22 protein-coding genes are annotated in these 24,601 nt (G+C 72.2%); 12 read left to right on the top strand and 10 right to left on the bottom strand.

What is annotated here, in order from left to right; translation table 11 throughout:
- Both ACPOLA_RS00005 and ACPOLA_RS00010 read left to right on the top strand, forming a co-directional pair.
- Window positions 1-1,209: hypothetical protein (locus ACPOLA_RS00005; protein WP_435768292.1), on the top strand; the 1,209-nt coding region annotated here is incomplete at its 5' end.
- Window positions 1,206-1,817: a hypothetical protein gene (locus ACPOLA_RS00010; RefSeq protein WP_435768293.1), complete on the top strand. Its 612-nt coding sequence runs from the start codon at window positions 1,206-1,208 to the stop codon at window positions 1,815-1,817. The genes ACPOLA_RS00005 and ACPOLA_RS00010, both read left to right, overlap by 4 nt.
- Window positions 1,818-1,834: 17 nt before the next feature.
- Here ACPOLA_RS00010 and hflX read toward each other — a convergent pair whose 3' ends face one another.
- Window positions 1,835-3,397 (bottom strand): GTPase HflX, encoded by a 1,563-nt coding sequence (gene hflX, locus ACPOLA_RS00015; RefSeq protein WP_435768294.1) that lies wholly within the window; start codon window positions 3,395-3,397, stop codon window positions 1,835-1,837.
- Between the two features lie 83 nt (window positions 3,398-3,480).
- On the opposite strand from hflX, the gene ACPOLA_RS00020 reads away from it, so the two are divergent.
- The gene (locus ACPOLA_RS00020) at window positions 3,481-4,743 is read left to right on the top strand and encodes an MFS transporter (RefSeq protein WP_435768295.1); all 1,263 of its coding nucleotides are present in this window, start codon (window positions 3,481-3,483) and stop codon (window positions 4,741-4,743) included.
- 6 nt (window positions 4,744-4,749) lie between these two features.
- Here the strand turns inward: ACPOLA_RS00020 and ACPOLA_RS00025 are convergent, their stop codons facing one another.
- From ACPOLA_RS00025 to ggt, 4 genes are all read right to left on the bottom strand, one after another.
- Window positions 4,750-5,526 (bottom strand): SDR family NAD(P)-dependent oxidoreductase, encoded by a 777-nt coding sequence (locus tag ACPOLA_RS00025; RefSeq protein ID WP_435768296.1) that lies wholly within the window; start codon window positions 5,524-5,526, stop codon window positions 4,750-4,752.
- A 169-nt stretch (window positions 5,527-5,695) separates the two neighbouring features.
- Window positions 5,696-6,556, bottom strand: coding sequence for a diaminopimelate epimerase (dapF, locus tag ACPOLA_RS00030; protein ID WP_435768297.1), 861 nt, complete (start codon window positions 6,554-6,556; stop codon window positions 5,696-5,698).
- Window positions 6,543-7,184 (bottom strand): pyridoxamine 5'-phosphate oxidase family protein, encoded by a 642-nt coding sequence (locus tag ACPOLA_RS00035; RefSeq protein WP_435768298.1) that lies wholly within the window; start codon window positions 7,182-7,184, stop codon window positions 6,543-6,545. Before ACPOLA_RS00035 ends, dapF begins: the two co-directional genes overlap by 14 nt.
- Before the next feature lie 16 nt (window positions 7,185-7,200).
- Window positions 7,201-9,024, bottom strand: a complete 1,824-nt coding sequence (gene ggt, locus ACPOLA_RS00040) for a gamma-glutamyltransferase (RefSeq protein WP_435768299.1) — start codon at window positions 9,022-9,024, stop codon at window positions 7,201-7,203.
- 346 nt (window positions 9,025-9,370) lie between these two features.
- On the opposite strand from ggt, the gene ACPOLA_RS00045 reads away from it, so the two are divergent.
- Complete coding sequence (locus ACPOLA_RS00045; RefSeq protein ID WP_435768300.1) at window positions 9,371-10,792, top strand: HNH endonuclease signature motif containing protein; 1,422 nt, start codon at window positions 9,371-9,373, stop codon at window positions 10,790-10,792.
- Window positions 10,793-10,874: 82 nt separating this feature from the next.
- Here the strand turns inward: ACPOLA_RS00045 and ACPOLA_RS00050 are convergent, their stop codons facing one another.
- From ACPOLA_RS00050 to miaA, 3 genes are read right to left on the bottom strand one after another with little or no spacing between them, the layout of a single operon-like run.
- Window positions 10,875-11,444 (bottom strand): dihydrofolate reductase family protein, encoded by a 570-nt coding sequence (locus ACPOLA_RS00050; RefSeq protein ID WP_435768301.1) that lies wholly within the window; start codon window positions 11,442-11,444, stop codon window positions 10,875-10,877.
- Window positions 11,441-12,376 carry a helix-turn-helix domain-containing protein gene (locus ACPOLA_RS00055; RefSeq protein ID WP_435768302.1) on the bottom strand — a complete coding sequence of 312 codons (936 nt, stop codon included), beginning with the start codon at window positions 12,374-12,376 and terminating at the stop codon, window positions 11,441-11,443. The genes ACPOLA_RS00050 and ACPOLA_RS00055 overlap by 4 nt, the downstream gene beginning before the upstream one ends.
- A 19-nt stretch (window positions 12,377-12,395) precedes the next feature.
- The gene (gene miaA / locus ACPOLA_RS00060; RefSeq protein ID WP_435768303.1) at window positions 12,396-13,355 is read right to left on the bottom strand and encodes a tRNA (adenosine(37)-N6)-dimethylallyltransferase MiaA; all 960 of its coding nucleotides are present in this window, start codon (window positions 13,353-13,355) and stop codon (window positions 12,396-12,398) included.
- Window positions 13,356-13,395: 40 nt separating this feature from the next.
- On the opposite strand from miaA, the gene ACPOLA_RS00065 reads away from it, so the two are divergent.
- Window positions 13,396-13,881, top strand: coding sequence for an NUDIX domain-containing protein (locus tag ACPOLA_RS00065; protein WP_435768304.1), 486 nt, complete (start codon window positions 13,396-13,398; stop codon window positions 13,879-13,881).
- Window positions 13,882-14,018: 137 nt separating this feature from the next.
- Window positions 14,019-14,348: a hypothetical protein gene (locus tag ACPOLA_RS00070; RefSeq protein WP_435768305.1), complete on the top strand. Its 330-nt coding sequence runs from the start codon at window positions 14,019-14,021 to the stop codon at window positions 14,346-14,348.
- 28 nt (window positions 14,349-14,376) lie between these two features.
- Here the strand turns inward: ACPOLA_RS00070 and ACPOLA_RS00075 are convergent, their stop codons facing one another.
- Entirely contained in the window at window positions 14,377-15,108 is a 732-nt protein-coding gene (locus ACPOLA_RS00075) for a Type 1 glutamine amidotransferase-like domain-containing protein (RefSeq protein WP_435768306.1), read from the bottom strand.
- A gap of 31 nt (window positions 15,109-15,139) precedes the next feature.
- Entirely contained in the window at window positions 15,140-16,663 is a 1,524-nt protein-coding gene (miaB, locus tag ACPOLA_RS00080; RefSeq protein ID WP_435768307.1) for a tRNA (N6-isopentenyl adenosine(37)-C2)-methylthiotransferase MiaB, read from the bottom strand.
- A gap of 94 nt (window positions 16,664-16,757) precedes the next feature.
- Between miaB and ACPOLA_RS00085 the strand changes: the two genes are divergently transcribed.
- The 6 genes from ACPOLA_RS00085 to ACPOLA_RS00110 all read left to right on the top strand — a co-directional run bounded on the left by ACPOLA_RS00085 (window position 16,758) and on the right by ACPOLA_RS00110 (window position 24,599).
- Complete coding sequence (locus ACPOLA_RS00085; protein WP_435768308.1) at window positions 16,758-17,171, top strand: hypothetical protein; 414 nt, start codon at window positions 16,758-16,760, stop codon at window positions 17,169-17,171.
- Between the two features lie 186 nt (window positions 17,172-17,357).
- Complete coding sequence (locus ACPOLA_RS00090) at window positions 17,358-21,122, top strand: Ig-like domain repeat protein (RefSeq protein ID WP_435768309.1); 3,765 nt, start codon at window positions 17,358-17,360, stop codon at window positions 21,120-21,122.
- Window positions 21,123-21,305: 183 nt separating this feature from the next.
- Window positions 21,306-22,094 carry an amino acid ABC transporter ATP-binding protein gene (locus tag ACPOLA_RS00095; protein WP_435768310.1) on the top strand — a complete coding sequence of 263 codons (789 nt, stop codon included), beginning with the start codon at window positions 21,306-21,308 and terminating at the stop codon, window positions 22,092-22,094.
- A 13-nt stretch (window positions 22,095-22,107) separates the two neighbouring features.
- Window positions 22,108-22,992 carry a glutamate ABC transporter substrate-binding protein gene (locus ACPOLA_RS00100; protein WP_435768311.1) on the top strand — a complete coding sequence of 295 codons (885 nt, stop codon included), beginning with the start codon at window positions 22,108-22,110 and terminating at the stop codon, window positions 22,990-22,992.
- A 99-nt stretch (window positions 22,993-23,091) separates the two neighbouring features.
- Entirely contained in the window at window positions 23,092-23,748 is a 657-nt protein-coding gene (locus tag ACPOLA_RS00105) for an amino acid ABC transporter permease (RefSeq protein ID WP_435768312.1), read from the top strand.
- Window positions 23,745-24,599 carry an amino acid ABC transporter permease gene (locus tag ACPOLA_RS00110; protein ID WP_435768313.1) on the top strand — a complete coding sequence of 285 codons (855 nt, stop codon included), beginning with the start codon at window positions 23,745-23,747 and terminating at the stop codon, window positions 24,597-24,599. The genes ACPOLA_RS00105 and ACPOLA_RS00110 overlap by 4 nt, the downstream gene beginning before the upstream one ends.
- Window positions 24,600-24,601: the final 2 nt, after the last annotated feature.

Consider the following 24,601-nt stretch of genomic DNA (forward strand, 5'->3'; position numbering starts at 1 on the left):
CCCCTCGCGGCCCCTGCCGCGGCCGGCCCGGCTCCCGCAGTCCCCGCCGTCGTACCCGCCGCTCCGGCGCCGGCCCCGGCCCCGGATGCGTCCCCGGCCGCGGCCGCCGCACCCCCTGCCCCGGCCGCGACGCCGAGGGAGCGCATCGAGGCGGCATGGGACGACGCCACCGTCGACTTCGACGCGCTCGTCCTCGGCGTCGCCGAGAGCGACCTCAACGCTCTCGCGGGCGACGCCACCTTCTGGTCGGCGATCCCCGGCTCGGCGGCCGCCGGGCGGATCGCCCTCGTCGCGGCGGCAGCGGTCCTGAACTCCAGCCACACCCCCGCGGCTCGCCCCGAGGCGCTCCGGATCCTGCGCACCCAGATGGCCAACCGTGAGGTGGCGCTCACGCTGATCCGCCGCCAGGTCCGCGTGGTGATCGTCCCGCGTGCCGTGCGGATGACCGACCTTCCGGAGTTCATGAGCCTGCGCACCGACGACTCCGGCGCCGGACCCGGCAAGACGTTCGACGGCCGGTGGTGGGCGCACGTCCGCGGCGTGGGCGACGTGACGGTGGGGGCATACCACTACCTCGCGATGACGGAGGAGAACCTGTTGGGCGGCAGCCCCGATCCGGCCATCTTCGAGGCGACCGCCTACGGCGTCCCGGCCCGGACCGCCGAGGGCGGGTACGCGGCGGGCTACTCGACGTCCTCGCACGAGTTCGCGCACATCCTCTTCCGCCAGGGCATCGACGCTGCGGACAAGGCCACGATCAACGGCGCCTACGCGACCAAGTCGGGTGGCGACTGGAGGACGACCGAGTGGACCGACGGCTTCACCTGCACGCCCACCGTGCCCCAGAGCTGGGCCGCCATCGGGTGGACGCAGCAGAATTACGAGGACCACATCAACGGACTGGCGGACCGCAAGTCGCTGCAGAACTACGCCTCCCAGTCCGCCGACGAGTACTGGGCACAGATGTCGAACTCCTACCTGGGCACGAACGCGGGCACCGACCCGGCCACCGGCCAGCCGCGGCGCAACGGCCGCGACTGGATCGCCGCCCACGAGCCCGCCGACGTCGTGGCGGTGCTCGACAAGGTCTACGACCGGGGCACCCTCAACCAGGTGACCAACGGAGTGATCACCGGCTGCACCACCAACCCCGCTCCACCTCCGGCACCTCCCATGCCGGCGGGCGGCGCGGCAAGGACGACGACGTGAGCGGGGGCATCGCCCGCCGACAGGTGGCGGTACGACGAGGCGGGCAGCTGGTCCTCCTCGCCAGTGACGCTCCCGGCGCCCTGCGCTCCACCGCCGGGCCACCGCCCGACGCCGGCCCTCCGCCGCCGCCCCCGCCACCGGGATCGCCCCCGGGATCGCCTTCGGGCTCGCCGGGTGGTGATGCTGCTCCGGCGCCCGGCACCCATCCCTTCCTGAGCGGGCAGGCCTTCGACCCGAGCAGCGAGGCGACGCTGGGGCGGCTGCTCGGGGAGTCGTCCTCGTTCGACGACTACCTCCGGCGTCTGGTCACGGCCGGCTTCGACATCGAGCTGACCGAGGAGGCTGCTCCCCCGTTCGAGCACGTCGGCGGCGGTCGGATCCGTTCCGGCCCGGAGGTCGTCGGCGTCTACTGGCTCGCGCCCGGCCTGGTCGGCGACCTCCCGGGCGACGCCGCCCGGCCGCATCCGTTCGCCACCGCGACGGCGTACGCCGCTGAGTCCGCGACGAGGCTGGTGGCGTCGATCGGGGCCGCGCAGTCCGCCGGCGAGCTGCCGGGCCGGCTCGAGGACGCCGGCTTCGCCGTGGAGGAGTTCCGCGCGGGCGCGTGACCGGCGCGGACGACGCCTCACACGGCGTACGCCGACAGCTCTCCTGCGAGCGCCTCGGTGGCGCGACCGGTCACCCGCGTGCCCTCGGCGGTGTGCTCGAGGGTGCCGATCTCGCCGTCCCGGTGGATCCGGTCGATCAGGTCGCCGCGCGCGTAGGGCACCAGCGCGGTGAACTCCACGCGGGGCCGCGGCAGGTCGGCCTCGATCGCCGCGATCGCCTCGGCGATGCCCTCGCCGGTGCGGGCGGAGACTGCCACGGAGTGCGGCTCGCGGCGCCGGATCCGGTCGACCACGAGCGGGTCGGCGGCGTCGATCTTGTTGATGATCACCAGCTCGGGGATGTCCCCGGCCTCGATGTCGGCGAGCACCTCGCGCACCGCGGTCAGCTGGCCCTCCGGGTCGGGGTGCGACCCGTCGACGACGTGGACGATGAGGTCGGAGTCGGCGACCTCTTCCAGCGTCGAGCGGAACGCCTCGACCAGCTGGTGCGGCAGGTGCCGGACGAAGCCGACGGTGTCGCTCATCGTGTAGACGCGGCCGTCGGCTGTCTCCGTGCGCCGCGTGGTCGGGTCCAGGGTCGCGAACAGCGCGTCCTCGACGAGCACGCCCGCACCGGTGAGCCGGTTGAGCAGCGAGGACTTGCCGGCGTTGGTGTAGCCGGCGATCGCGACCGACGGGATCTCGTTGCGCCGCCGCTCCTGCCGCTTGGTCTGCCGGGTGCCGCGCATCGTCTTCAGGTCACGGCGCAGCTTGGCGATCTTGTCGTTGATCCGCCGCCGGTCGGTCTCGATCTTGGTCTCACCGGGGCCGCGGCCACCGATGCCGCCGCCGTCGGCGCCGACCCGGCCACCGGCCTGACGCGACAGGTTGCCGCCCCAGCCGCGCAGCCGCTGCTTCATGTAGTTGAGCTGCGCCAGCTCGACCTGCGCCTGGCCTTCCTTCGACTTCGCGTGCTGGGCGAAGATGTCGAGGATCAGCGCGGTCCGGTCGACCACCTTGACCTTGACGCGGTCCTCGAGGTTGCGCAGCTGGGAGGGCGCGAGCTCGCCGTCGCAGATCACCGTGTCGGCGCCGGTCGCCTGCACGATCTCGCGGAGCGCGTCCACCTTGCCGCGCCCGATGTACGTCGCCGGGTCGGGCGACTGCCGCCGCTGGTAGATCGCGTCGAGCACCTCCGAGCCGGCCGTCTCGGCCAGCAGGGCGAGCTCGGCGAGCGAGTTCTCGGCGTCGGAGACGGTGCCCTCGGTCCACACCCCGACGAGCACGACCCGCTCCAGGCGGAGCTGGCGGTACTCGACCTCGGTGATGTCCTCGAGCTCGGTCCGCAGCCCGGCCACCCGGCGCAGGTCGTGGCGGGCGGCGAGGTCGAGGTCGCCGGTGGTGGGGTCGTCGGCGTACCCGGACACGAAGCCCTCGACGCCCTCCTCGCCGGTGTCGACCACGAGGTCCCTCGCGGCGGGATCGGCCGGGTCGAGCCCGTCCGGCCCGTCGGAGTAGTCGGGGTCGTCCCAGCCCTCGGTGGCCCGGAGCGCGGCGGCGAGGGTGAAGTCGGAGGAGAGGTCTTCGGCGCGGTTCGTCATGTGGCTCTCAAGCCTAGGTGTCTGCATACGAGAGTCGAAACGCGTTTTCGGCTCCGGGTGTTCCCCGGTGGAGACTCTGACCCGTGTCCCGACCCTCGACCGAGCCCCCCGCAGCCTCCCGGCGATGGCCACGACGCGGTCGAGGAGGCGCGGCCGGCGTCGTTCTGGCCGTCGCGATCGTCGTGCTCGCGCTGTCGCTGCGGTCGGCGATCGGCAGCCTGGGGGTGCTGCTGCCGACCGTCCGGGAGGCCCTGGGCCTGTCGGTCGCCGGCGTCAGCGTGCTGACCACCCTCCCGCCGCTGTGCTTCGCCCTCGTCGGGCTCGGCACCGGCCGCCTGGTCCTGCGGTACGGCGTCCACCGGGTCACCGTCGGCCTGCTGGTCGCGATCGTGATCGGCCTGGCCGGCCGGGCGGTGACCGACTCCTGGCTGGTCTTCGTGCTGCTGACCGTGCTGATCATGGGCGGCGCGGCGATCGGCAACGTGGTGCTCCCGCCGCTGGCGCGGCACCACTTCCCGACCCGGGTCGCGCTCATCAGCGCGCTGTACGGCGCCGCCGTGGTCGGTGGCGGCACGCTGTCCTCGGCCCTGACGGTGCCCATCAGCGATGCGGCGGACAGCTGGCGCCTCGGCCTCGGCATCTGGGCGGTGACGGCGCTCGTGGGCATCGCGCTCTGGCTGCCGACCGCCTTCCGCGAGGAGCGCCCGGTCGAGGATCCCGAGACCGCACCGGACACGGTGACGCTCGCCGACGTGGCGCGCACCCGCCTGGGCGTCGCCTTCGTGGTCTGCTTCGGCGCCCAGTCGTCGCAGGCCTACGTGCAGTTCGGCTGGTGGGGCGAGATCCTCACCGGGGCCGGTGCTGACGCCGCCCACGCCGGAGCCCTGCTCGGCCTGATCACCGGCATCGGCATCCCGGTGACGCTGTCGCTCCCGGCGCTGATCCGGCTCACCCGCGGCGGCATCGCGCTCCCGCTGCTGTTCGCGGCGTTCACCGTCGCGGGGTGGACCGGCGTGATCGTCGCCCCGCTCGCCCTCGGCGGCTGGCTCTGGGCGGTGTTCCTGGGCCTCGGCGGCGGGGCCTTCACGTGGGTGCTGGCGATGATCGCCTCGCGCAGCCGCACCCGTGCCGGCACCTCGCAGCTGTCGGCCCTGACCCAGGGCATCGGCTACCTGGTCGCCGCCGCAGCCACCTTCGGCACCGGCCTCGCCCACGAGCTCACCGGCAGCTGGCGGCCGCCGCTCGTCGGCGTCGCCCTGCTCGCCGTACTGATCGGCGTGAGCGGCGCGGTCATCGCCCGGTCGGCGCCGCTCGAGGAGCACCTGGCTCCCCGACCGGCGACCTGACGACCGCTACTTCGGAGGCATCCGGATGCCGCCGTCGACCCGGATCACCTCGGCGTTCATGTAGGGGTTGGTGATGCACTCGACGACCATGCTCGCGAGCTCGTCGGGCTTGCCGAGGCGCTTGGGGAACAGCACGCTCTCGCCGAGCTTGGCCTTGAACGCCTCGGCCTGCTCGCCCTCGCCGTAGATCGGGGTGTCGATCAGGCCGGGGGCGACGGTGTTGAGACGGATGCCGGCTGCCGAGAGGTCCCGGGCCACCGGCAGCGTCATCCCGACCACCCCGCCCTTGGACGCGGAGTACGACGCCTGGCCGATCTGGCCGTCGAACGCCGCCACGCTCGCCAGGTTGACGATCGCGCCGCGGCAGCCGTCCTCGTCGGCGTCGTTCTGGCTCATCACCGTGGCGGCCTGCCGCACCATGTCGAAGGTGCCGATCAGGTTGATCTGGATGACCTTGGTGAAGGCCTCCAGCGAGTGCGCGGACTCCAGCGTCCCGTCGCGGCCGATGGTGCGCTGGGCCCAGCCGATGCCCGCCGAGTTCACGACCGCGCGCAGCGGCGCGATGTCGGCTGCCGCCTTGACCGCGGCCGCGATCTGCTCGGTGTTGGTGACGTCGACCTGGGCGAAGACGCCCTTGATCTCGGCGGCGAGGGCCTCGCCCTTGTCGGCCTGCAGGTCGGCGACGACGACGGTCGCACCCTTGGCGGCGAGCTGGCGGGCCGCGGCGGCGCCGATGCCCGACGCCCCACCCGTGACGATGGCGGAAGATCCGGTGAGTTCCATGCTGCGGACTCTAGCGAGGCCCACCCCTCCCCCGAGTTGGGGCTTCCGCCCCGCGAGTTGGGGGTTCCGTCCGCCGAGTTGGGGCTTTCGCCCGCCGAGTGGTGGGTTCGGTCCCACAGCCGGGACTCAAGGCCCAAGTCGCGGGGCCGAAACCCCAACTCGGCGGGGGTCAGAGGGTGGTGGTGCCCTCGGCGACGAGGACGGCCGGGCCGGTCATCAGGATCCGGTCGTCGGAGGTCCAGGCGATCCGGAGGGTGCCGCCGGGGAGGTCGACGCGGTAGCGGGTGTCGCGGGGCGCCCGGTCGGCCAGCGCCGTGGCGACCATGACCGCACACGCGCCGGTGCCGCAGGAGCGGGTCTCCCCCGAGCCGCGCTCGTGGACCCGCATCGCGACGTGCCCCGCGCCGCGTCGTACGACGAACTCGACGTTGACGCCGTTGGGGTAGGCGGCCGGGTCGTGCACCGGCGGGTCGAGCAACGGCCCCACGTCGGCGAGGTCGGCGCCCTCGTCGAGGAACACCACCGCGTGCGGGTTGCCCATGTCGACGTGCAGGGCCGGCCAGGTCCGCTCGCCGACGGACACGGCGGTCTCCTCGAGCACCTTGGGCGTGCCCATGTCGACGGTGATCTCGCCGTCGGCGGCGCCACCGGCGAAGGTCAGCATTTTCAGCCCGGCGCGGGTGCCGACGGGTACCGGCGCGGCGGGGTCGGCGAGGCCGTGCTCGACGAGGTAGCGACCGAAGACCCGGACCCCGTTGCCGCACATCTCCGAGAGCGAGCCGTCGGAGTTGCGGTAGTCCATGAACCAGGTCGCGTCCTGGCCGCCGCCGTCGGGCACGAACGCGGTCCGGATGACGCGCAGCACGCCGTCGCCGCCGATGCCGGCGCGCCGGTCGCAGAGCGCCCGCACCCGCTCGGCGGTGAGGTCGCCGTGCAGCGAGCCGTCGTAGTCGGGCAGCACGACGAAGTCGTTCTCGGTGCCGTGCCCCTTCAGGAAGGGGTACGGCGCCGCGTGGTCAGCGCTGGACATAGAGCCCCTCCTGATAGCTGGGCCCGTAGTAGGCGTCCAGCTCCTCCACCGGGGTCTCCGGGCGCTCGAGCCGGTGCGCGATCACCGCGCGACGCGGCACCCGCGCCTCCGGCTCCCACGACCCCGGCTGCCACAGCCGCGAGCGCAGGAATGCCTTGGCGCAGTGGAAGAACACCGTCTCGATCTCCACGACGACAGCCAGCAGGGGCCTGTGCTCCTTAACCACCATCACATCGAAGAACGGCGCGTCGCTCACCAGCCGGGCCCGGCCGTTGATTCGCAGCGTGTCGCCGCGGCCCGGGATCAGGAAGTTCAGGCCGACGTGGGGGTTGGCCAGGATGTTGCGGTAGCCGTCGGCACGCCGGTTGCCGGGGCGCTCGGCGATCGCGATCGTGCGGTCGTCGATCACGTGGACCAGCTGCCCGGCCGGGTCGCCCTTCGGGGAGACGTCGCACCGGCCCTCGGCGTCAGCGGTGGCGAGGGCGCAGAACGGCGAGGCCGCCAGCCAGGCGCGGTCGACCTCGGTCAGCGCGGAGCGCTCCTTGGCCGCGGCAGCCGCGGTGGGCTCGCCGAGCAGCGCGGTCAGCTCCTCGGCCGTGGAGATCTCGGTCCAGTCCGGTGCGGTCACCCGACCAGCGTAGGTGTCACCGTGGATCGACGACCATCGCGGAGCCCCCGCCGCGCCGCCGTGGCTCGGCGACCGCGGTGAGCACGCCGTCGGGTCCGATCTCGATCGCGGCGACGGCGCCGATCTCCGAGGCACTGGTGCCCGGCGGCCCGGCCACGGAGAAGCGGTGCCCGTAGCCGGTCAGCGCCGCGCCGTGGGCGTCGACGAACGCCTGCTCCGCCGTGACCGCTGCCGTGTTGCGCTGTGACGCGCGCGGTGCGGCGACGGCCTCCGGCAGCGCCATGCCCCGGTCGAGCCGGTTGAGCAGCACCTGCAGGACGGTGGTGATGATCGTGGAGCCGCCGGGCGAGCCGAGCGCGAGCACCGGGTCGCCGTCGTGCAGCACGATCGTCGGCGACATCGAGCTGCGCGGCCGCTTGCCGGGCTGGATGCGGTTGGGGTCGGCCGGGTCGTAGACGGTCGAGAAGTCGGTCAGCTCGTTGTTGAGGATGAACCCGCGGTCGGGCACCACGATCCCGGAGCCGCCGGTCTGCTCGATGGTCAGCGTGTAGGACACGACGTTGCCCCACCGGTCGGCCGTGCTGAGGTGGGTGGTCGAGATGCCCTTGGTGTCCGTCTCCTGCGCGTCCGCGCCAGCGGCGTCGCACATGCCGTCGTACGACGTCACGTCGCCGGGCGGCACCGGCTTGGCGGCCGCCGAGTCCGGGTCGATCTCGCAGGCACGCTCCTTGGCGAAGGTGTCGTCGAGCAGCGCCTCGGTCGGTACGTCGACGTAGGCCGGGTCGCCGACGTACCGCCCGCGGTCGGCGAAGGCCAGGGCCGTCGACTCGAGGTAGTGGTGCAGTGCCTGGGCCGGCGTCATCGCGGACAGGTCGTACTGCTCGAGGATGTTGAGGGACTCGCCGACGGTGGTGCCGCCGGACGAGGACGGCGCCATGCCGTAGACGGCGTAGCCGCGGTAGCCGACCCGGGTGGGCGCCTGGATGAGCGCCTCGTAGCCGGCGAGGTCGGCCGGCGTCATGCTGCCCGGCGGGACCGGGAGATCGGTGTCGCCGCTCAGCGGCGGCTCCTGGACGGTGGCGGCGATCTCCTCGGCGAGGCGGCCGTCGTAGAACCAGTCGACGCCCTTGGCACCCAGCTGACGGTAGGTGCGGGCCAGGTCCTTGTTGCGGAACGTCGTGCCGACCGCCGGCAGACCTTCGTCGAGGAACAGCTCGCTGGTGCTGGTGAAGGTGCGGAAGCGCTCCGCGTTCTCGCTGGTCTGCAGCCGGAAGGTCTCGTCGACGACGAACCCCCGCTGCGCCAGCCGGGCCGCCGGCGCGAGGGCGTCGGACAGCGACAGCGTGCCCCAGCGGTCGAGCGCCTCGTCCCAGGTGGCCGGAGTGCCGGGGACGCCGACCGACACGCCGCTGGTGACCAGGTCGGGGCTGAAGGGGTACGGGCGCCCGGTGGCCGGGTCGATGAACGCGTCCGGCTCGATGCCGGCCGGCGCCGTCTCGCGGCCGTCGATCGTGGTCACCTCACCCGTCGCCGCGTCGTAGTGGACGAAGTAGCCGCCCCCGCCGATCCCGGCGCTGTAGGGCTCGGTGACCCCGAGCGCCGCCGCGGTCGCGACCGCCGCGTCCACCGCGTTGCCGCCCCGCTCGAGCACCGCCAGGCCGATCGCCGAGGCGTAGGGGTCCACCGAGCTCACCGCTCCCCCGGTGCCGACCGCCGTCGGCGTCTTCGGCGGCGAGGGGTTGGGCGGGTCGGCGCTCGCCGGAGCGCCCGCGCCCGCCAGGGCGAGAGCGGCGGCAGTGGCGGTGGCGCTGGCCGTCAGCGCGGCGAGGGTACGACGCATGGTGACCTCCCGAGATCGAAGTCGTCACCTCCACCATGCCGCGGTTGTCAAGGTGCGGGAGGGTCCGCGAGGCCTTGCGCCGGGAGGTGACCGTCAGGTGGCTGCGGTTGCGTAGGTGGTACAGGTCCGAAAGGCAGCGAGAGCGGGACGGTTGGATCTGTGGCTGGGTTGGGTTGCCGGCCTCCGTTGCGTAGGGCGCGGGGGCGGGTGCCGTGGGGCCGCGATCGCTGCTGCGGCGACCCGGTTTGCGCCACCTTTCGTCCACAGCGCTGGATGGGGAATCGCCTGTCCCCAGGCGGGTTTCGGGCTCGGGGTTGTGTCGGTGGCTGGTGGTTGGATGGGTGTCATGGAACAGCGGATGGGCACCGACGAGGGAGGGCAGTACGACCGCTGCTCGACCGTCGAGCTGCTCGCCCACGCGGCGAGTGAGGTCCGGGCCCGACGCGCCTCGCTGATCCGGGAGTGGCAGGTGATCACCGCCTGGGCCGACCAGAACATCGTGGACTGCGAGGAGGGTGCCGCGACCCTGGTCGAGGGGTATGTGGACACCGGGATCCCGATCGCCGGTCCGGGTGCACCGCTGGTGTCGGAGTTCGCGTTGATGGAGCTGATCGCCACCCTGGAACGCACCCCCGACGGTGGCCGCGCCTACGTCGGCCGGGTCATCGGGTGTGCGTGGCGGCTCAAGCACATCTACGCCGCCGTCCTCGCCGGACGCTGTGCGCCGTGGAAGGCCGAACGGGTCGCCGACCTCACCCACGACCTCAGCCCCGAGGCCGCTGCGCACGTCGACCGCAAGCTCGCCCCACACATCCGGTCCTGCTCGTGGCGGGAGGTCGAGCACCACATCGACGAAGCCATCACCCTCTACGACCCCGAGGCCGCCGAGGCCCGGCGTGAGGCGTCGTCGGACTCCCGGCGGTTCGACGTCCACCTCGACCACGTCACCGACGGCGTCGTGCACGTCGACGGGGTCCTCGACGCCGCCGACGGTGCCGACCTCGACACCGCCGTCAACCGCCGCGCCGTGCTGCTGGGGAAGCTCGGCCACGACGGGTCCCTCGACGTCCGGCGGGCCGTCGCCGTCGGCGACCTCGCCCGCAACGACCTCACCCTCGACCTCGAGACCGTCGACGAGTCCACCGGCGAGATCACCACCGCATCCCGCGGCCGGCGAGCCGTCCTCAACGTGCACGTCTCGGACACCGCCATCACCAGCGAAGCGGCTGGCGGTGGTGATGAGACTGCTGCGCCGGTGGGGCGGTGGGAGGACCAGCAACGCCCGATCACCGTCGCGCAGATCAAGGAGTGGCTGTCCGCGGCCGGGACGACGGTGGTCGTGCGGCCGGTGATCGACCTCGCCGGGCACATCCCGGTGGACTCCTACGAGATCCCCGACCGCCACCGCCAGCAGGTCGAGCTGCGCGACCACCACTGTGCGTTCCCCTGGTGCGGCCGCCGCGCCAGTCGCTGCGACCTCGACCACGCCCTCCCGCACAACCGGGGTGGGGTGACGTGTCCGTGCAACCTCGTCCCCGCCTGCCGCGCCCACCATCGGGCGAAGACCTTCTCCGCCTGGCGCTACGTCATCGTCCAACCCGGCACCTACCTGTGGATCACCCCCAACGGGCGGCACTTCCTCGTCGACCACACCGGCACCCGCACCCTCGACCCACCCGTCACCGTCGACCAGGCCGTGCACGGCCCGCCGCCCGACCACGACACCCGGCCCTGGCCCATCCAGACCGGCCCACCCTGCCCCAGCTAGGCACCACGCCCCACACCCCACCGCCAGGTGGGGCCGAAGGCATGCCATCAGGCCTCGACCGCGAGGCCACGGCGCCCGCGGGCTACGCCGGAGCCTTGTCCCGGTCCTCCTTCAAGACCCCGACCACCTTGTAGCGAGCGGCGACGAACGCCTTGTTCTGCGTCGCCTCGACCAGCTCGAGGTCCAGGCGTCGCGGCAGCAGGGGGCGGCCGGCACCGAGGGTGACCGGAGCGATGTAGGTGATCACCTCGTCGAGGAGCCCCGCGTCGGCGAACTGACCGGCGAGGTCTCCCCCGCCGACCACCCAGACGTCCTTGTCACCGGCGGCGGCGACGAGGTCGTCGTACACGGTCGTGACGTCACCCTTCGCGAACCGCACGTCGGCACCCTCGACGACGGGCAGCTCGCGCGAGGTCATCACCCAGGTCGGCTGGGAGTAGAACCACGCCTCGCCGGAGCTCCGGATGTGGTCGAGGACCCACTCGTAGGTCGTCGAGCCCATCACGAGCGAGCCGACGTCCTTGATGAAGTCGTCGTAGTTGAGCGCCCCGTCGGCGTCCTGGTCCTGGCGCATCAGCCAGTCGAGCCGGTCGTCGGGGTCGGCGATGAAGCCGTCGAGCGTGGTGGCGGTGTAGAACCGGACCTTGGTCATGGACGTCCTCCAGGGATCTCGCCGCGTCGTGCGCGGAACCAGTTGATGGGGTCGCCGTCGTCGACCTCGACGCCGGCCAGGCGGAGCAGGTGGCGTGCGAGCTGGCGGCGATGGGCGCCGAAGCTGAGCACGTGGGCGACGACGCTGCTGAGCACGAAGCTCTCCGGCGGGTCGCAGAGCGCGTCGATGAGCCGGTCCTCCCAGCCGCCGCGGCGGTCGATGTCGCGGACGGTCGCCAGCCAGCGCGGCGCCACCGCGTCGTGCACCTCGAGCAGGTCGGCGGGTCCGGCGTGCTCCGCGCGCACGGGTAGGTCGGCGCCCTCGATGGCGGCGAGCCACACCTCCTTCGTGTGCACGTGGTGCTGGAGCACGGCGGCGATCGACGCCTCCTCACCGTCCCAGCTGGTCACGCTGAGACCGGTCAGCCGATCCCGGCGCAGCTCCTCGGCGGGCAGACCCTTCGCCAGCTCGATCAGGTGCCGGGTGTCGTCGAGGTCGTGCTCCACGAGCTGCTCGGTCACCGGGTTCATGCGCTGCTCCTGGGCGTGCACCCACAGGTTCATGGGCGGGTGGAAGTGGATGCCGTTCGGCGCGGGGAGCCAGTGGCCGGTGCCCGTGTCGGTGGCCGCGGCGCTCGGCGGCCTGCCGAAGGCCCGGGTGAACGCGCGGCTGAACCCCTCGACCGACTCGTATCCCGCCTCCCAGGCGGCGTCGGTGACGCTCGAGCCGTTGCGGATCTGCCAGGCGGCGCGCTCCAGCATCACCCGGCGCCGCATCGCGACGGGTGCCTCACGGGCGTCGCGCGAGAGCACCCGTGTGAAGTGGTACGGCGACGCGTAGGCGTCGTCCGCCATCTGCTCGAGCGTGCGGTTGTCCTCGTCGAGCACCGCGTCGAGCAGCTCGCGGAGTCGGTCGCGACCGGGTCGGGTCATGGACCCAGTGTGTCTGCGATCAGCCGGCCGCTGCTTGACCGATCTTGCTCTCGACCGCCTCGAGGGCCTTCGCGACCCGGTCGGGGTCGTCGTGGCGCACCCAGTGGATGCGCGGGTCGTCCTTCCACCAGGCCAGCTGCCGCCGGGCGAACCTACGGGTGGCGACCACCGTCCGCTCCTGGGCCTCCTCCAGCGACATGACCCCGTCCAGGTGGGCGATCACCTGCCGGTAGCCGATGGCCGCGGAGGCCGTTCGTCCCTCGGTGAGTCCCTCGTCCAGCAGCCGCCGCACCTCCTCGACCAGACCGGCGTCGAACATCTGCTGCACGCGCGCCTCGATCCGCCGCTCGAGCGTCTCCCTCTCGATCGCGACGCCGATCTGCACGGTGAGCGGGTCGTCGTACTCACGCACCGGAAGGCGGGCGCTGAAGGGCTCGCCGGTGAGCTCGATGACCTCGAGTGCGCGTACGACGCGGCGGCCGTTCTCCACCTCGATCCGCTCGGCGGCGGCGGGGTCCAGACGGCTCAGCCGCTCGTGCAGCGCGCGCGAGCCCGCGGCCGCCAGCTCCGCCTCAAGCCTCGCGCGGACGTCCGGGTCGGTGCCCGGGAAGTCGAAGCGGTCGAGGATCGCCCGGGTGTAGAGCGCCGATCCCCCGACCAGCACCGGCGTCACGCCGCGCACCCGCAGCGCCGAGATCGCCTCCCTCGCCCACCCCTGGAACTCCGCGACCGTCGACGGGTCGCGGACCGACAGGGTGTCGAGCAGGTGGTGCGGGATGCCACGTCGCTCCTGGACCGGCAGCTTCGCCGTACCGATGTCCATGCCGCGGTAGACCTGCATCGCGTCGGTGTTGACCACCTCGCCGCCCAGCGCCTCGGCCAGGTCCAGCGACAGGCCGGTCTTGCCGCTGGCGGTCGGGCCGACGATGGCCACGATCGGCGGCACGCTCGGCGGCGTGCCCGGCGTCGGGGCGGGCATGGCACCAGTGTGGCGGGTACGACGCGGATAGGGTGCGGCGGTGACCGTGCACGACCCCGCGACCGGCAAGGAGCGCTTCGTCGTCGTCCCTGCCGCCTACGTGTTCCTCCTGCGCGCGTCGGCGTCCGGCGGCATCGAGGTGCTGCTCCAGCTGCGCCAGGGCACCGGCTACATGGACGACCACTGGGCGGCCGCCGCGGCCGGTCACGTCGAGCGCGGCGAGACCGCGGAGGTGGCCGCCCGCCGGGAGGCGCGCGAGGAGATCGCCGTCGACGGGCTGGCACTCGAGTTCGCGACCGCGCTCCAGCGCACGGCCCGCGACCTCCCGATCGACGAGCGGATCGACTTCTTCTTCACCGCCCGGTCGTGGCGCGGTGAACCCCGCATCGTGGAGGAAGCCAAGTGCGCGGCCCTGCGCTGGTTCGCGCTCGACGCGCTGCCGGAGCCCGTGGTGCCGCACGAGCTGTTCGTGCTCGACGGCCTGCGTCGCGGTGACCTCCCGCCGCTCACTCACTTCGGCTTCTGACGCGTCACCGCCGCCGCCAGCGCGCCGTCTCCGCCCCTCGCGACCGGATGAAACCGGCGGTGGCGGATACCACCTCTTCAGGTGCTCCAGGCGTCCGACCGCGCCACACCGGGTCGAGAGGGAGGAACGAGCAGAAGATGACGGAGCAGACCGAACGACCCACTGGGCAGGCGGAGCAGCCTGACGCGTCGGGCCGGATCGACCCCAACGAGGACACGGGCCAGAAGCTCCCGCCCCCGCCCGAGCCGACCGCCGAGCCGCAGGCGCCGCCGCCAGGAGGCCCGCACGCGGTGCCCGGCGTGGGCGGCGAGGGTGCGTACTCGACCGCGGCGCGCGACCTCGACCCGGACCGCAACCCGGCCACCGACCACGAGCTGCCGCAGGAGGCCAAGGAGCCGGAGGACACCGACACCGAGGCGACCAAGGGCGGGGACGGCGTCGACCCCGCCGACGAGTCACCCGCCTGACGGCTCCCCGCTGTCCCGGTGACCGCCGTCAGCGGAGGAGGCGGACATCGAGCCGGGTCTCCACCACCGCGCCGTCGGCGCCGCGCTCCACGAAGTAGGCGGCCTTGCCCTCCTCCTCGGTGAGCGCCTCGACGAGCTCGGTGCCGCGATAGAGCAGGCCGACCCCGTCGTCGGTTGCGTAGCCGGGCGGCAGCTGCCCCGAGCCCACCAGGGACTGGAACAGCGGCCGGCGCTGCTCCTCGCTGTCGTAGTGGACGCCGTTGGAGAACGGCAGCAGCCCGAGACCGTTGGTCACCGGCCGCAACTCGGGACCGAACGAGTCCGTCGTGCCGCCGACGTGCCAGCAGAGGGAGCCGGCGGAGACGCCCGTCAGCACGACACCCGCCTCCCACGCCTCGCGCATCAGCTCGCCGACGCCGTGCAGCTCCCACATGGCGAGCAGCCCGGCGACGCTGCCGCCCCACACCCAGATCACGTCCTGCGCCAGCAGGTGCTCGCGCATGTCGTCGACGTTGGGCATCGGGAACAGCTGGAGGTGGTTGCCGTGGAAGCCCGCCTCCTGCGCCATGTCGTAGAAGTCGCGCACCACCGCCGGCTGGTCGCCGCACGCGGTGGCGAGGAAGCAGACCCTCGGCGCGCGTCTGTCGACCCCGGCCAGCTCGACGGCATGGTGGGTCAGCGGACCGACGGACCACCGGTTGCGAGCACTGGGTACGACGCCACCGGACGTGGCGAGGATGGTGGGAGCGTCTGCGGGCACGGCCCCGATGATCCCAGTCGGCGTGAAACCGTCAGCCGCAGACCGGGGCGTCCGGCAGCGGCGCCGGCACGCCGACCGTCGGCATGCCGAGGGTCACCCCCTGCGGGGCGGAGGCGTCCGCCGGCGCCGTCGTGCGCCGCTCCCAGGCGTCGCCGGCCCGGGTGCGTCGTACTGCGAGCAGGTCGCCGTCGGCCTCGAGGTAGTGGGGCGCGCCGCGGGTGACCCGGACCGTGACCACGTCGCCGGGCCGCAGCGGCCCGGTGACGCCCGCCGGCAGGGCGGTGCCGTTGAAGTGGACCAGCCGGTTGTCGGGCGCGCGGCCGGACATGCGGCCGGTGCCGGTGTCCTTGCGCCCCTCGCCCTCGGAGACCATCAGCTCGAGCTCCCGGCCCTCGAGGCGCTGGTTCTCCTCCCAGCTGATCTGGTTCTGCAGCTCCACCAGCCGCTGGTAGCGGTCCTTGACCACCTCGGGCGGCACCTGGTCGGGCAGCTCGGCGGCGGGAGTGCCGGGACGCTTGGAGTACTGGAACGTGTAGGCGTTGGCGAACCGCGCCTCCCGCACGACGTGGAGCGTCTCGAGGAAGTCCTCCTCGGTCTCACCCGGGAAGCCGACGATGATGTCGGTGCTGATCGCGGCGTCCGGGATGGCGGCGCGGACCTTGGTGATGATGTCGAGGAACTTCTGCTGCCGGTAGGAGCGGCGCATGTCCTTGAGCACCTTCGACGACCCCGACTGCAGCGGCATGTGCAGCTGCGGCATCACGTTGGGGGTCTCGGCCATCGCCTCGATCACGTCGTCGGTGAACTCGGCCGGGTGGGGCGAGGTGAACCGCACTCGCTCCAGGCCCTCGATGTCGCCGCACGCCCGCAGCAGCTTGGAGAACGCCTGCCGGTCGCCGAACTCGACGCCGTAGGCGTTGACGTTCTGGCCGAGCAGGGTGACCTCCGAGACGCCCTCGGCGACGAGCGCCTCCACCTCGGCCAGGATCTCGCCGGGGCGCCGGTCCTTCTCCTTGCCGCGCAACGACGGGACGATGCAGAACGTGCAGGTGTTGTTGCACCCGACGCTGATCGAGACCCAGGCCGCGTAGGCGGAGTCGCGCTTGGTCGGCAGCGTGGAGGGAAACACCTCGAGCGACTCGAGGATCTCGACCTGCGCCTCCTCCTGCACGCGGGCCCGCTCCAGCAGGACCGGCAGCGAGCCGATGTTGTGGGTGCCGAAGACGACGTCGACCCACGGCGCCTTCTGGGTGATCGTCGCCCGGTCCTTCTGCGCCAGGCAGCCACCGACGGCGATCTGCATGCCCGGCCGCTTCGCCTTGACCGGCGCGAGGTGGCCCAGGTTCCCGTAGAGCCGGTTGTCCGCGTTCTCACGCACGGCGCAGGTGTTGAACACGACGACGTCGGCCTGCTCACCATCCGGGGCGACGACGTACCCCGCGCCCTCCAGCAGCCCGGAGAGCCGCTCGGAGTCGTGCACGTTCATCTGGCACCCGTAGGTGCGGACCTCGTAGGTGCGGGGCCGGTGCTCGGCGGCCGTCTGGGCAGTGCTCATGACCGGTCAAGAGTACGGCGACCGCTGGGCGCCGCCCGAATCCGAGCCCGCCGCCCGGGGCGGGCGCGGCGCCGCGCGAGTAGTCTGCGTGACCATGGCCGACAGCGCTCCCGTGGAGCACGACCCGCAGCAGGGGTTCCTCGCGCGCAACAACGAGGTCGTCGGCAGCGTGCTGAGCCTCGTGGGACTCGCCGTCGCCATCGCGCTCGGCGCCCTCATCATGCTCGGCACCGGCACCCGCGGCATCTCCGCGATCCTGACCGTCGTACTGATCGCCGGTGGCACCTTCACCCTGCTGCTGCTGGCCATCGCGGCGTGCCTGAAGGCGGTGACGCCGGCAGACGCCTGGGACCGTCAGGAGCTGGAGTGGCGGGAGGGCATGGGGTTCGATGCACCCACCCCCGAGTCGGAGGCCCGGTCGCGGCGCCACCGCTCGCTGGTCGCGGCCGCGGCCGTGGTCGCGATCCTGGTCGGACTGTCCCTCAGCGTGCTGCCCGCCTCGCTCTGACAGGGGTCGGCTCCGGCGGCCGAGGCGATTGAAGCGTTTCAGGAATTAACGGCGTGGGCCCTGCCGTCACCGGAGCCGGCGCCGACGGCAACACCGGCGTAACGGGCGGCAACGAGGCTTCGGGGCGCCGGGTCGCGCTCTGCGACCACTCGGGCGGCAGTCCTTCCGCTGAGAAGAAAGCGCCTCATGTCACCACTCTCCCGCCGCGCCCGGCGGACAGCGGCGGCCACAGTGCTCGCACTGCCGCTGTCGCTCGCCGCCCTGGTTCCCGTCGGCACGCTCCTCCCCTCCGCGTCCGCTGCCGAGCCCGTCGCCGAGGGCGACGACTGGTCGGTCGCCGTGGCGCCCGGTGGCTACGAAGTCACCCTCGAGCTGGACAAGCGCCTGCCGGTCGTGTCCGACGCTCCCACGCTCGAGGTCGACGGCGAGCCCATCGGCATCGCGACCGAGTCCGCCGACGGACGGACGCTCACCGTCTTCACCTCCGAGCGCTCCGTCGCGCGAGCGGCGAGCGTCGAGCAGGGCTGGGCCAGCCGCTCCTCCGCGTCCGCCTCGTCCGCCACCGAGGAGGTTCTGCCGGAGGCCAGCGCGGCAGAGCCCCTGGACACCGACCCGGCGAGCCTCGGGACCTACGAGTGGACCGAGTCGATCTACAAGTTCGGCGACCAGGCGATCGACCTGGCCGCCATCGGCGGCATCCGCGGTGAGCTCGAGGGCAAGCTGTACCTGCCCGAGACCGGCGGCGAGCGACCGGTCGTGCTGCTGCTGCACGGCCGCCACAGCTACTGCTACGGCACCGGCCCGGCCAACCCGCTGCGGTGGCCGTGCTCAGCCACCCAGCTGTCGATCCCGAGCTACCTGGGCTACGACGGCACCGCCCGCGCACTGGCCAGCCACGGCTACTCCGTCGTGTCGATCTCCGCCAACGCCATCAACGCCAACGACAACCAGCTCGCGGCCGACCAGGGAGCCCAGGCGCGCGGCCAGCTGATCCTGGACACCCTCGACATGCTCGCGGCCGCCAACGCCGGCGAGCACGTCGAGGTCCATGACCAGGCCACCGACCAGGACGTCGACCTCGACGAGGCGCTCGCCGCCGGCACCGCCGCGCTCGCCGAGCGCGCCGGTGGCTTCACCACGCCGCCCGAGCCGCTCGACGCGGTGTCGGCGACCGACCTGGTCGGGAGGTTCGACCTCAACCACGTCGGGATGATGGGCCACTCCCGCGGCGGCGAGGGCGTCACCTACGCCGCGACGCTCAACACCATGCGCGAGGAGCCGTTCGGCCTCGAGACCATCCTGCCGCTCGCTCCCGTCGACTTCGCGCGGATGACGGTGCCGGACGTCGCGATGAACGTCGTCCTGCCGTACTGCGACGGCGACGTCTCCAACCAGCAGGGCCAGCACATGCTGGACGACAGCAGGTACGCCTTCGGCGACGACTCGCTGCGCTCCGGCACCTGGGTGATGGGCGCCAACCACAACTTCTACAACACGGTCTGGACGCCGGGTCAGTACCTGTACTCGGTCAGCGACGACTGGAGCGGCTCGACCGCTCGCCGTACCGAGCCGATCTGCGGGACGGATCCCTCCGTGGCGGAGACGTCGATCCGGATGACCGCCCAAGAGCAGTACGACCAGGGCACCGCCTACATGGCGGGCTGGTTCCGCCTGACCCTCGGCGGAGAGGAGCAGTTCCTCCCGATGTTCGACGGCACCGGCTCGGTCCCCGAGGCCCTCGGTGACGAGGACATCCGCACCCAGGCGACCGCGCCGTCGTCGGCACGGTCGACCATCGCCACCTTCGAGTCCGGCAGCTCCCTGATCCGGCCCTCGGGCACGATGTCGGCCACGGTGTGTGCGAGCCTGGCCGGCCGGACGGTCTCCCAGACGCTGCCCGCCTGCGCGTCCAGCGCGATGCCGTCCTCGACGGTGCCGCACTGGACCCCCGCCAGCAACGGGGGGAACGTGCCGGCCACCCCGGTGACCCAGCTGGCGTGGACCGACACGACCGGCGAGCTGCGGGTCGCGGTGCCCACGGCGCAGCGCAACGCCGCGTCCTACGACCACCTCGCGGTGAAGATGGCGGCTGCCGAGTCGGTCGCGGTCGACACCGACCTGCAGCTCACCGTCCTCGACGGCAAGGGCGGCTCGTGGACCTCGCCGGCCTCGACGGTCAACCCGCAGGCCCTGCGCCGGCTGCCGTCGTCGGAGACCGCCGCCAGTGCCTCCGCGCTGAAGAAGCTGGTGCTGCAGCAGGTCGTCGTGCCGACCGCCGACCTCGCCGCGGCCGGCGTGGACCTCACCGACGTGCGCGAGATCCGGTTCACCGGTGGCGTCGGGAGCGACGGCACCACCACGGGCGCCGCCTACCTGTCCGACCTCGCCTTCGAGCGGTCGGCCGTGGGCACCCCCGCCGCCGGCCCGGAGCCGGTGCTGGGCGTCTACGCGCCGTACGTCGACGAGGGCAACGGCCCGGGCACCTACGACCTCGCCGTGGTGCTGGACGAGCCGGCGGACCGGCCGGTCACCGGCTACGTCTCCCTGCTGGGCTCGACCACCAGCCGGGCCGGGGCGGCGATGGAGAAGGTCACCTTCGCGCCCGGCGAGACCTGCAAGGTGGTCACCGCGACGCTCAACGGCGACACGCTTGCGAGTGCGACGAACGGCACGACCCTCAAGGCCAGCGTGATCAACACGCGGGGTGCCGTGATGGGGCGGTCGGCCGTCGTGTTCACGACCGTGCGCGAGGACGACGGCGTCACCAGCGGTCAGCCGCTGCCGCCGTACGGCGTGCCGGGCGACGTCTGTGCGGAGTTCGCCGCGCTCGACGAGGTCGGGGCCGTCACGGCCAGCGACGCGACTCCCCTGCCCGGCGACACGATCACCCTGTCGGCCGGCGGCTTCCGTCCCGGCGAGTCGGTGACCTTCACCGCGAAGGGGCTCGACCCCGTCGCCGGCGTCGCCGACGCCGCCGGCCTGGCCAGCGCCCCGCTGCCGGTGCCGGCCGGGATCACTCGTGGCACCACCGCGGTGCGGGCGGTGGGCGCCGCCACGAGGAGGACCGCCGAGGGCGAGTTCGCGGCGCTCGACGCGACCACCACCAGCCTGGGCTGGTCACCGGACCAGATCGAGATCGGCAAGCCGGTCGAGCTGATCGCCACGGTGGCGGGTCCCGACGTCGACGGCGAGGTCGAGTTCCTCGACGGCGAGACGTCGCTCGGCAGCGCGCCGACGGTCGACGGCGTCGCGACACTGACGGTCCCGGCGTTCAAGGCCGGCACGCACCACCTGTCGGCGGTGTTCGGCCGGACCGAGACCGCGCAGGCCTCGACCTCGAACGTCGTCACCTTCGTCCTCAGCCGGGCCGAGTCCTCGATGGCGCTGTCGCTGTCGTCGGGAAGCGCGTCCTACGGCACCCGGTCGTCGGTGACGGTGCTGGTGCCGGGCGGTGAGGGCGGCACCGTCACGGTCGGCATCGACGGCAGCGCGGCGTCGTACCCGGTGCCCGCTGACGGCAAGGTCGCGGTCGACCTGCCGCCGACGCTCGCGGTCGGCAGCCACGAGGTGACCGCGGAGTTCTCGGGCACCGACGAACTGGCACCGAGCGCGCCGGTCACGGCGACCTACACGGTGACCAAGGCCGCGCTCCGCATCAAGGCACACGCGCGGTCGGCCGTTCGCCGAGGCGCGGCGCTGCCCGTCCTGGTGAAGGTCGGCGGCACCGTCGCCGGCACACCCGCCACGGGCAGGGTCGCGATCCAGGTGGCCGTGGGCAACGGGAGGTTCACCACCGTCGAGCGGGTCCCACTCCGCGGGGGCAAGGTGCGGGTGACCGTGCGCGCCACGACCAGCAGGAAGGCTTCGTTCCTGCGGGTGAGGGCGGTGCTGCCCTCGGGCGCGGTCTACGCGAAGGCCGTGTCGTCGGTGGACGTGGTGGGCCTGCGCTGACCAGACACGGGTGAACCGTCGCCGGGCGGGCGTGGCTCTCGGGCCACGCCCGCCCGTGCTCGTGGCCCCCGGCGGTCCCGTCCGCCCTGGCCCGATCGGGTGGCCCCGCGCTAGTCACAGAATGGTCTCGGGAGGTATGTCGCTCTAGCCGCAGCGGGCCATCCCCGGCTAGCGTCCAGCGACATGACGGCCTACGAGGAGTACCAGACCGGCAGCCGTGGGGGCACCGCGACGTCGGAAGCGCTGGTCTCCTTGCAGGGCGTGCAGAAGTGGTTCGGCCAGCTCCACGTGCTGCAGGACATCGACCTGCAGGTCGACCGGGGCGAGGTCGTCGTCGTGATCGGTCCCTCCGGCTCCGGCAAGTCGACGCTGTGCCGGACGATCAACCGGCTGGAGCCGATCGACGAGGGCACGATCCTGATCGACGGGGATCCGCTGCCGGCCGAGGGCAAGGCGCTCGCCCGCCACCGGGCGGACGTCGGCATGGTGTTCCAGAGCTTCAACCTCTTCGCGCACAAGACGATCCTCGAGAACGTCACGCTCGGCCCGATCAAGGTGCGAAAGACCCCGAAGGCCGAGGCCACCGACCGGGCCATGCAGCTGCTCGACCGGGTCGGCGTCGCCCATCAGGCCGAGAAGTACCCCGCCCAGCTGTCCGGTGGCCAGCAGCAGCGGGTCGCGATCGCCCGGGCGCTCGCGATGGAGCCGAAGGTGATGCTCTTCGACGAGCCCACCTCCGCGCTCGACCCGGAGATGATCAAGGAGGTCCTCGACGTCATGGTCGACCTCGCCGAGCGCGGGATGACGATGATCGTGGTGACCCACGAGATGGGCTTCGCCCGTACCGCCGCCAACCGGGTGGTGTTCATGTCCGACGGTCGGATCGTCGAGACGGCGGACCCCGAGACCTTCTTCACCAACCCAGAGAGCGATCGCGCCAAGGAGTTCCTCGGCAAGATCCTCAAGCACTAAGAAGGAGAGACGCATGCGTTCGATCAGGTTCAAGGCCGCAGCCGCGGCCGTCATGCTCGCTTCCGCTCTTGCCGCCTGCGGCGACGCAGGCGACGAGGGCGGCGAGGGCATCGACGTCGACGTCCAGGAGAACGCCGCGGAGGACTTCGAGGAGGGCACGCGGATGCGTGAGCTGGCCGAGGCCGGCTCCATCAAGATCGGCGTGAAGTTCGACCAGCCCGGCATCGGCTTCAAGGGTGCGACCGACGACGCGCCGGTCGGCTTCGACCCCGAGATCGGCAAGATCCTCGCCGCCGACCTGGGCATCGCCCCGGAGGACATCGACTGGGTGGAGACCATCTCCGCGAACAGGGAGGCCTTCCTGCAGGAGGGCGAGGTCGACCTCGTCATCGCGTCGTACTCCATCACCGACGACCGCCGCAAGGTGGTCGGCCAGGCCGGGCCCTACTACGTCACCGGTCAGCAGCTGCTCGTCCGCTCCGACAGCGACATCGAGACGCTCGCGGACGTCGAGGGCACCGAGGTCTGCTCGGTGACCGGCTCGACCTCCCTGGACAACATCGAGGCGGAGGGAGCCACGCCGCGCGGCTTCGACACCTATTCCGAGTGCGTCGACCAGGTGCTCAACGGCACGGTCGACGCGATGACCACGGACGGCGCCATCCTGCTCGGTTACGCAGCCGACCACCCGGACGAGCTGAAGGTCGTCGTCGAGCCGTTCTCCGAGGAGCGGTACGGCGTCGGCTACCCCAAGGACCAGCCGGAGATGTGCGAGTGGATCGTCGAGACGCTCGAGGAGGCGCAGGAGGACGGCAAGTGGGCCGAGGCCTTCGAGGTGACGCTGGGCAAGTCAGGCGTCGAGACGCCGGAGCCCCCGACCATGGACCCCTGCTCCTGAGCTGACCCAACTGCAGGACCCGGCACGGGCACACCCGCCCGTGCCGGGCCTGCATGTCCAGCCGTCGATCATCCCTGAGCCGGAGAGGAGGAACCGTGCGTGGATGACGTGCTTGCCAACTTCGACCTGGTCCTGAAGGCGTTCTGGGTCACCATCCAGCTGGCCCTCTACTCCGGGATCGCGTCGCTGGTCCTCGGCACCGTGCTCGCCGCGATGAGGGTCGGCCCGATCGCGGTCGCCCGCAGCGTCGCCGCCCTCTACGTGACGCTCGTCCGCAACACCCCGCTGCTGATCGTCGCCGTGTTCATCTTCTTCGCGGCGCCCAACGTCGGGCTGTTCGTCGACACGCCGTACCTCCTCAAGGGCGTCATCGCGGTCAGCTTCTACACGTCTCCGTTCGTCGCCGAGGCGCTGCGCTCGGGCATCAACGCCGTCGACCTCGGCCAGGCCGAGGCGGCCCGTGGGATCGGCATGACCTTCGGTCAGAACATGCGATACGTCGTGCTGCCGCAGGCGTTCCGAGCCTCGGTGCCGCCGCTCGCCAGCACGCTCATCGCGATGACCAAGAACACCTCCGTAGTCGCGGTGTTTGGGCTCACCGAGGCCACGTTCCGAATGCGGTACTTCGTGAACCGCAACTCCGACGAGACCATTCCGCTCTTCATCATCTTCGCGATCGGCTACATCATCCTCGTGGAGCTGATCTCGCTCGGCGCCTTCCGCCTCGAGCGGCACTGGAAGGCGGCCCGCCGATGACTGGATCCGTCCTCTTCGACACCCCCGGTCCCAAGACCGTCGTCCGGCACCGGATCTACACCGCGGCCGTCACCGCCGCCGTGGTCGCCGCGCTCGCGGGAATCGCGCTGTTCCTTGAGTCCGAGGGCGAGCTGGCGTACGAGAAGTGGGAGCAGTTCGTCACCCCCAAGTACGTCGAGGCGCTCCTCGTCGACGGGTTGCTCAGGACCCTGCAGATGGCGGCCACCTCGGTGCTCTTCGCGGTGGTCTTCGGTGTGATCTTCGGCGTCGGCAAGCTGTCGGACCACGGCTGGGTCCGCTGGCCTGCGGCTCTCGTCGTCGAGTTCTTCCGGGCGGTCCCGGTGCTGCTGCTGATGATCTTCGTCTTCTTCACCTGGGGCGTGGGCGACGGCTTCGGCGCCTACTGGTCCGTCGTCATCGCCCTCACCCTCTACAACGGATCCGTCCTCGCCGAGGTGTTCCGCGCCGGGATCCTCGCGGTGCCTCCGGGCCAGGCCGAGGCGGCGTACGCCATCGGCATGCGCAAGAGCCAGGTAATGACCACCATCCTGCTGCCGCAGGCGGTCAAGATCATGCTGCCGGCGATCATCAGCCAGTGCGTCGTGGCCCTGAAGGACACCAGCCTCGGCTACTACATCACCGCGCCGGGCCTGACCTACATCGGCAAGGCGATGTGGACGGAGTTCCCCGGCACACACCTCCAGACAGCGATCGTCCTGGCCGCGCTCTACATCATCGTCAACCTCATCCTCACCTGGCTGGCGACCTGGGCGCAGAAGAAGTTCGTCGGAGAGAAGAACCCGATCGAGTCCGCCGGGATCGGCAACCTCGACGGCGGCCGCAACGCCTGAGC

Source organism: Nocardioides proteolyticus, from assembly GCF_051280635.3.
GTDB lineage: Bacteria > Actinomycetota > Actinomycetes > Propionibacteriales > Nocardioidaceae > Nocardioides.

Excerpts from the sequence above, each read along its gene's own strand:
- miaA (WP_435768303.1), bottom strand. The coding sequence starts at position 13,355 with ATGCCCGCCCCGACGCCGGGCACGCCGCCGAGCGTGCCGCCGATCGTG.
- ACPOLA_RS00055 (WP_435768302.1), bottom strand. The coding sequence starts at position 12,376 with ATGACCCGACCCGGTCGCGACCGACTCCGCGAGCTGCTCGACGCGGTG.
- ACPOLA_RS00045 (WP_435768300.1), top strand. The coding sequence starts at position 9,371 with ATGGAACAGCGGATGGGCACCGACGAGGGAGGGCAGTACGACCGCTGC.
- ACPOLA_RS00025 (WP_435768296.1), bottom strand. The coding sequence starts at position 5,526 with ATGGAACTCACCGGATCTTCCGCCATCGTCACGGGTGGGGCGTCGGGC.
- ACPOLA_RS00050 (WP_435768301.1), bottom strand. The coding sequence starts at position 11,444 with ATGACCAAGGTCCGGTTCTACACCGCCACCACGCTCGACGGCTTCATC.
- ACPOLA_RS00085 (WP_435768308.1), top strand. The coding sequence starts at position 16,758 with ATGGCCGACAGCGCTCCCGTGGAGCACGACCCGCAGCAGGGGTTCCTC.
- ACPOLA_RS00070 (WP_435768305.1), top strand. The coding sequence starts at position 14,019 with ATGACGGAGCAGACCGAACGACCCACTGGGCAGGCGGAGCAGCCTGAC.
- miaB (WP_435768307.1), bottom strand. The coding sequence starts at position 16,663 with ATGAGCACTGCCCAGACGGCCGCCGAGCACCGGCCCCGCACCTACGAG.
- dapF (WP_435768297.1), bottom strand. The coding sequence starts at position 6,556 with ATGTCCAGCGCTGACCACGCGGCGCCGTACCCCTTCCTGAAGGGGCAC.
- hflX (WP_435768294.1), bottom strand. The coding sequence starts at position 3,397 with ATGACGAACCGCGCCGAAGACCTCTCCTCCGACTTCACCCTCGCCGCC.
- ACPOLA_RS00100 (WP_435768311.1), top strand. The coding sequence starts at position 22,108 with ATGCGTTCGATCAGGTTCAAGGCCGCAGCCGCGGCCGTCATGCTCGCT.
- ACPOLA_RS00110 (WP_435768313.1), top strand. The coding sequence starts at position 23,745 with ATGACTGGATCCGTCCTCTTCGACACCCCCGGTCCCAAGACCGTCGTC.
- ACPOLA_RS00090 (WP_435768309.1), top strand. The coding sequence starts at position 17,358 with ATGTCACCACTCTCCCGCCGCGCCCGGCGGACAGCGGCGGCCACAGTG.
- ACPOLA_RS00095 (WP_435768310.1), top strand. The coding sequence starts at position 21,306 with ATGACGGCCTACGAGGAGTACCAGACCGGCAGCCGTGGGGGCACCGCG.
- ggt (WP_435768299.1), bottom strand. The coding sequence starts at position 9,024 with ATGCGTCGTACCCTCGCCGCGCTGACGGCCAGCGCCACCGCCACTGCC.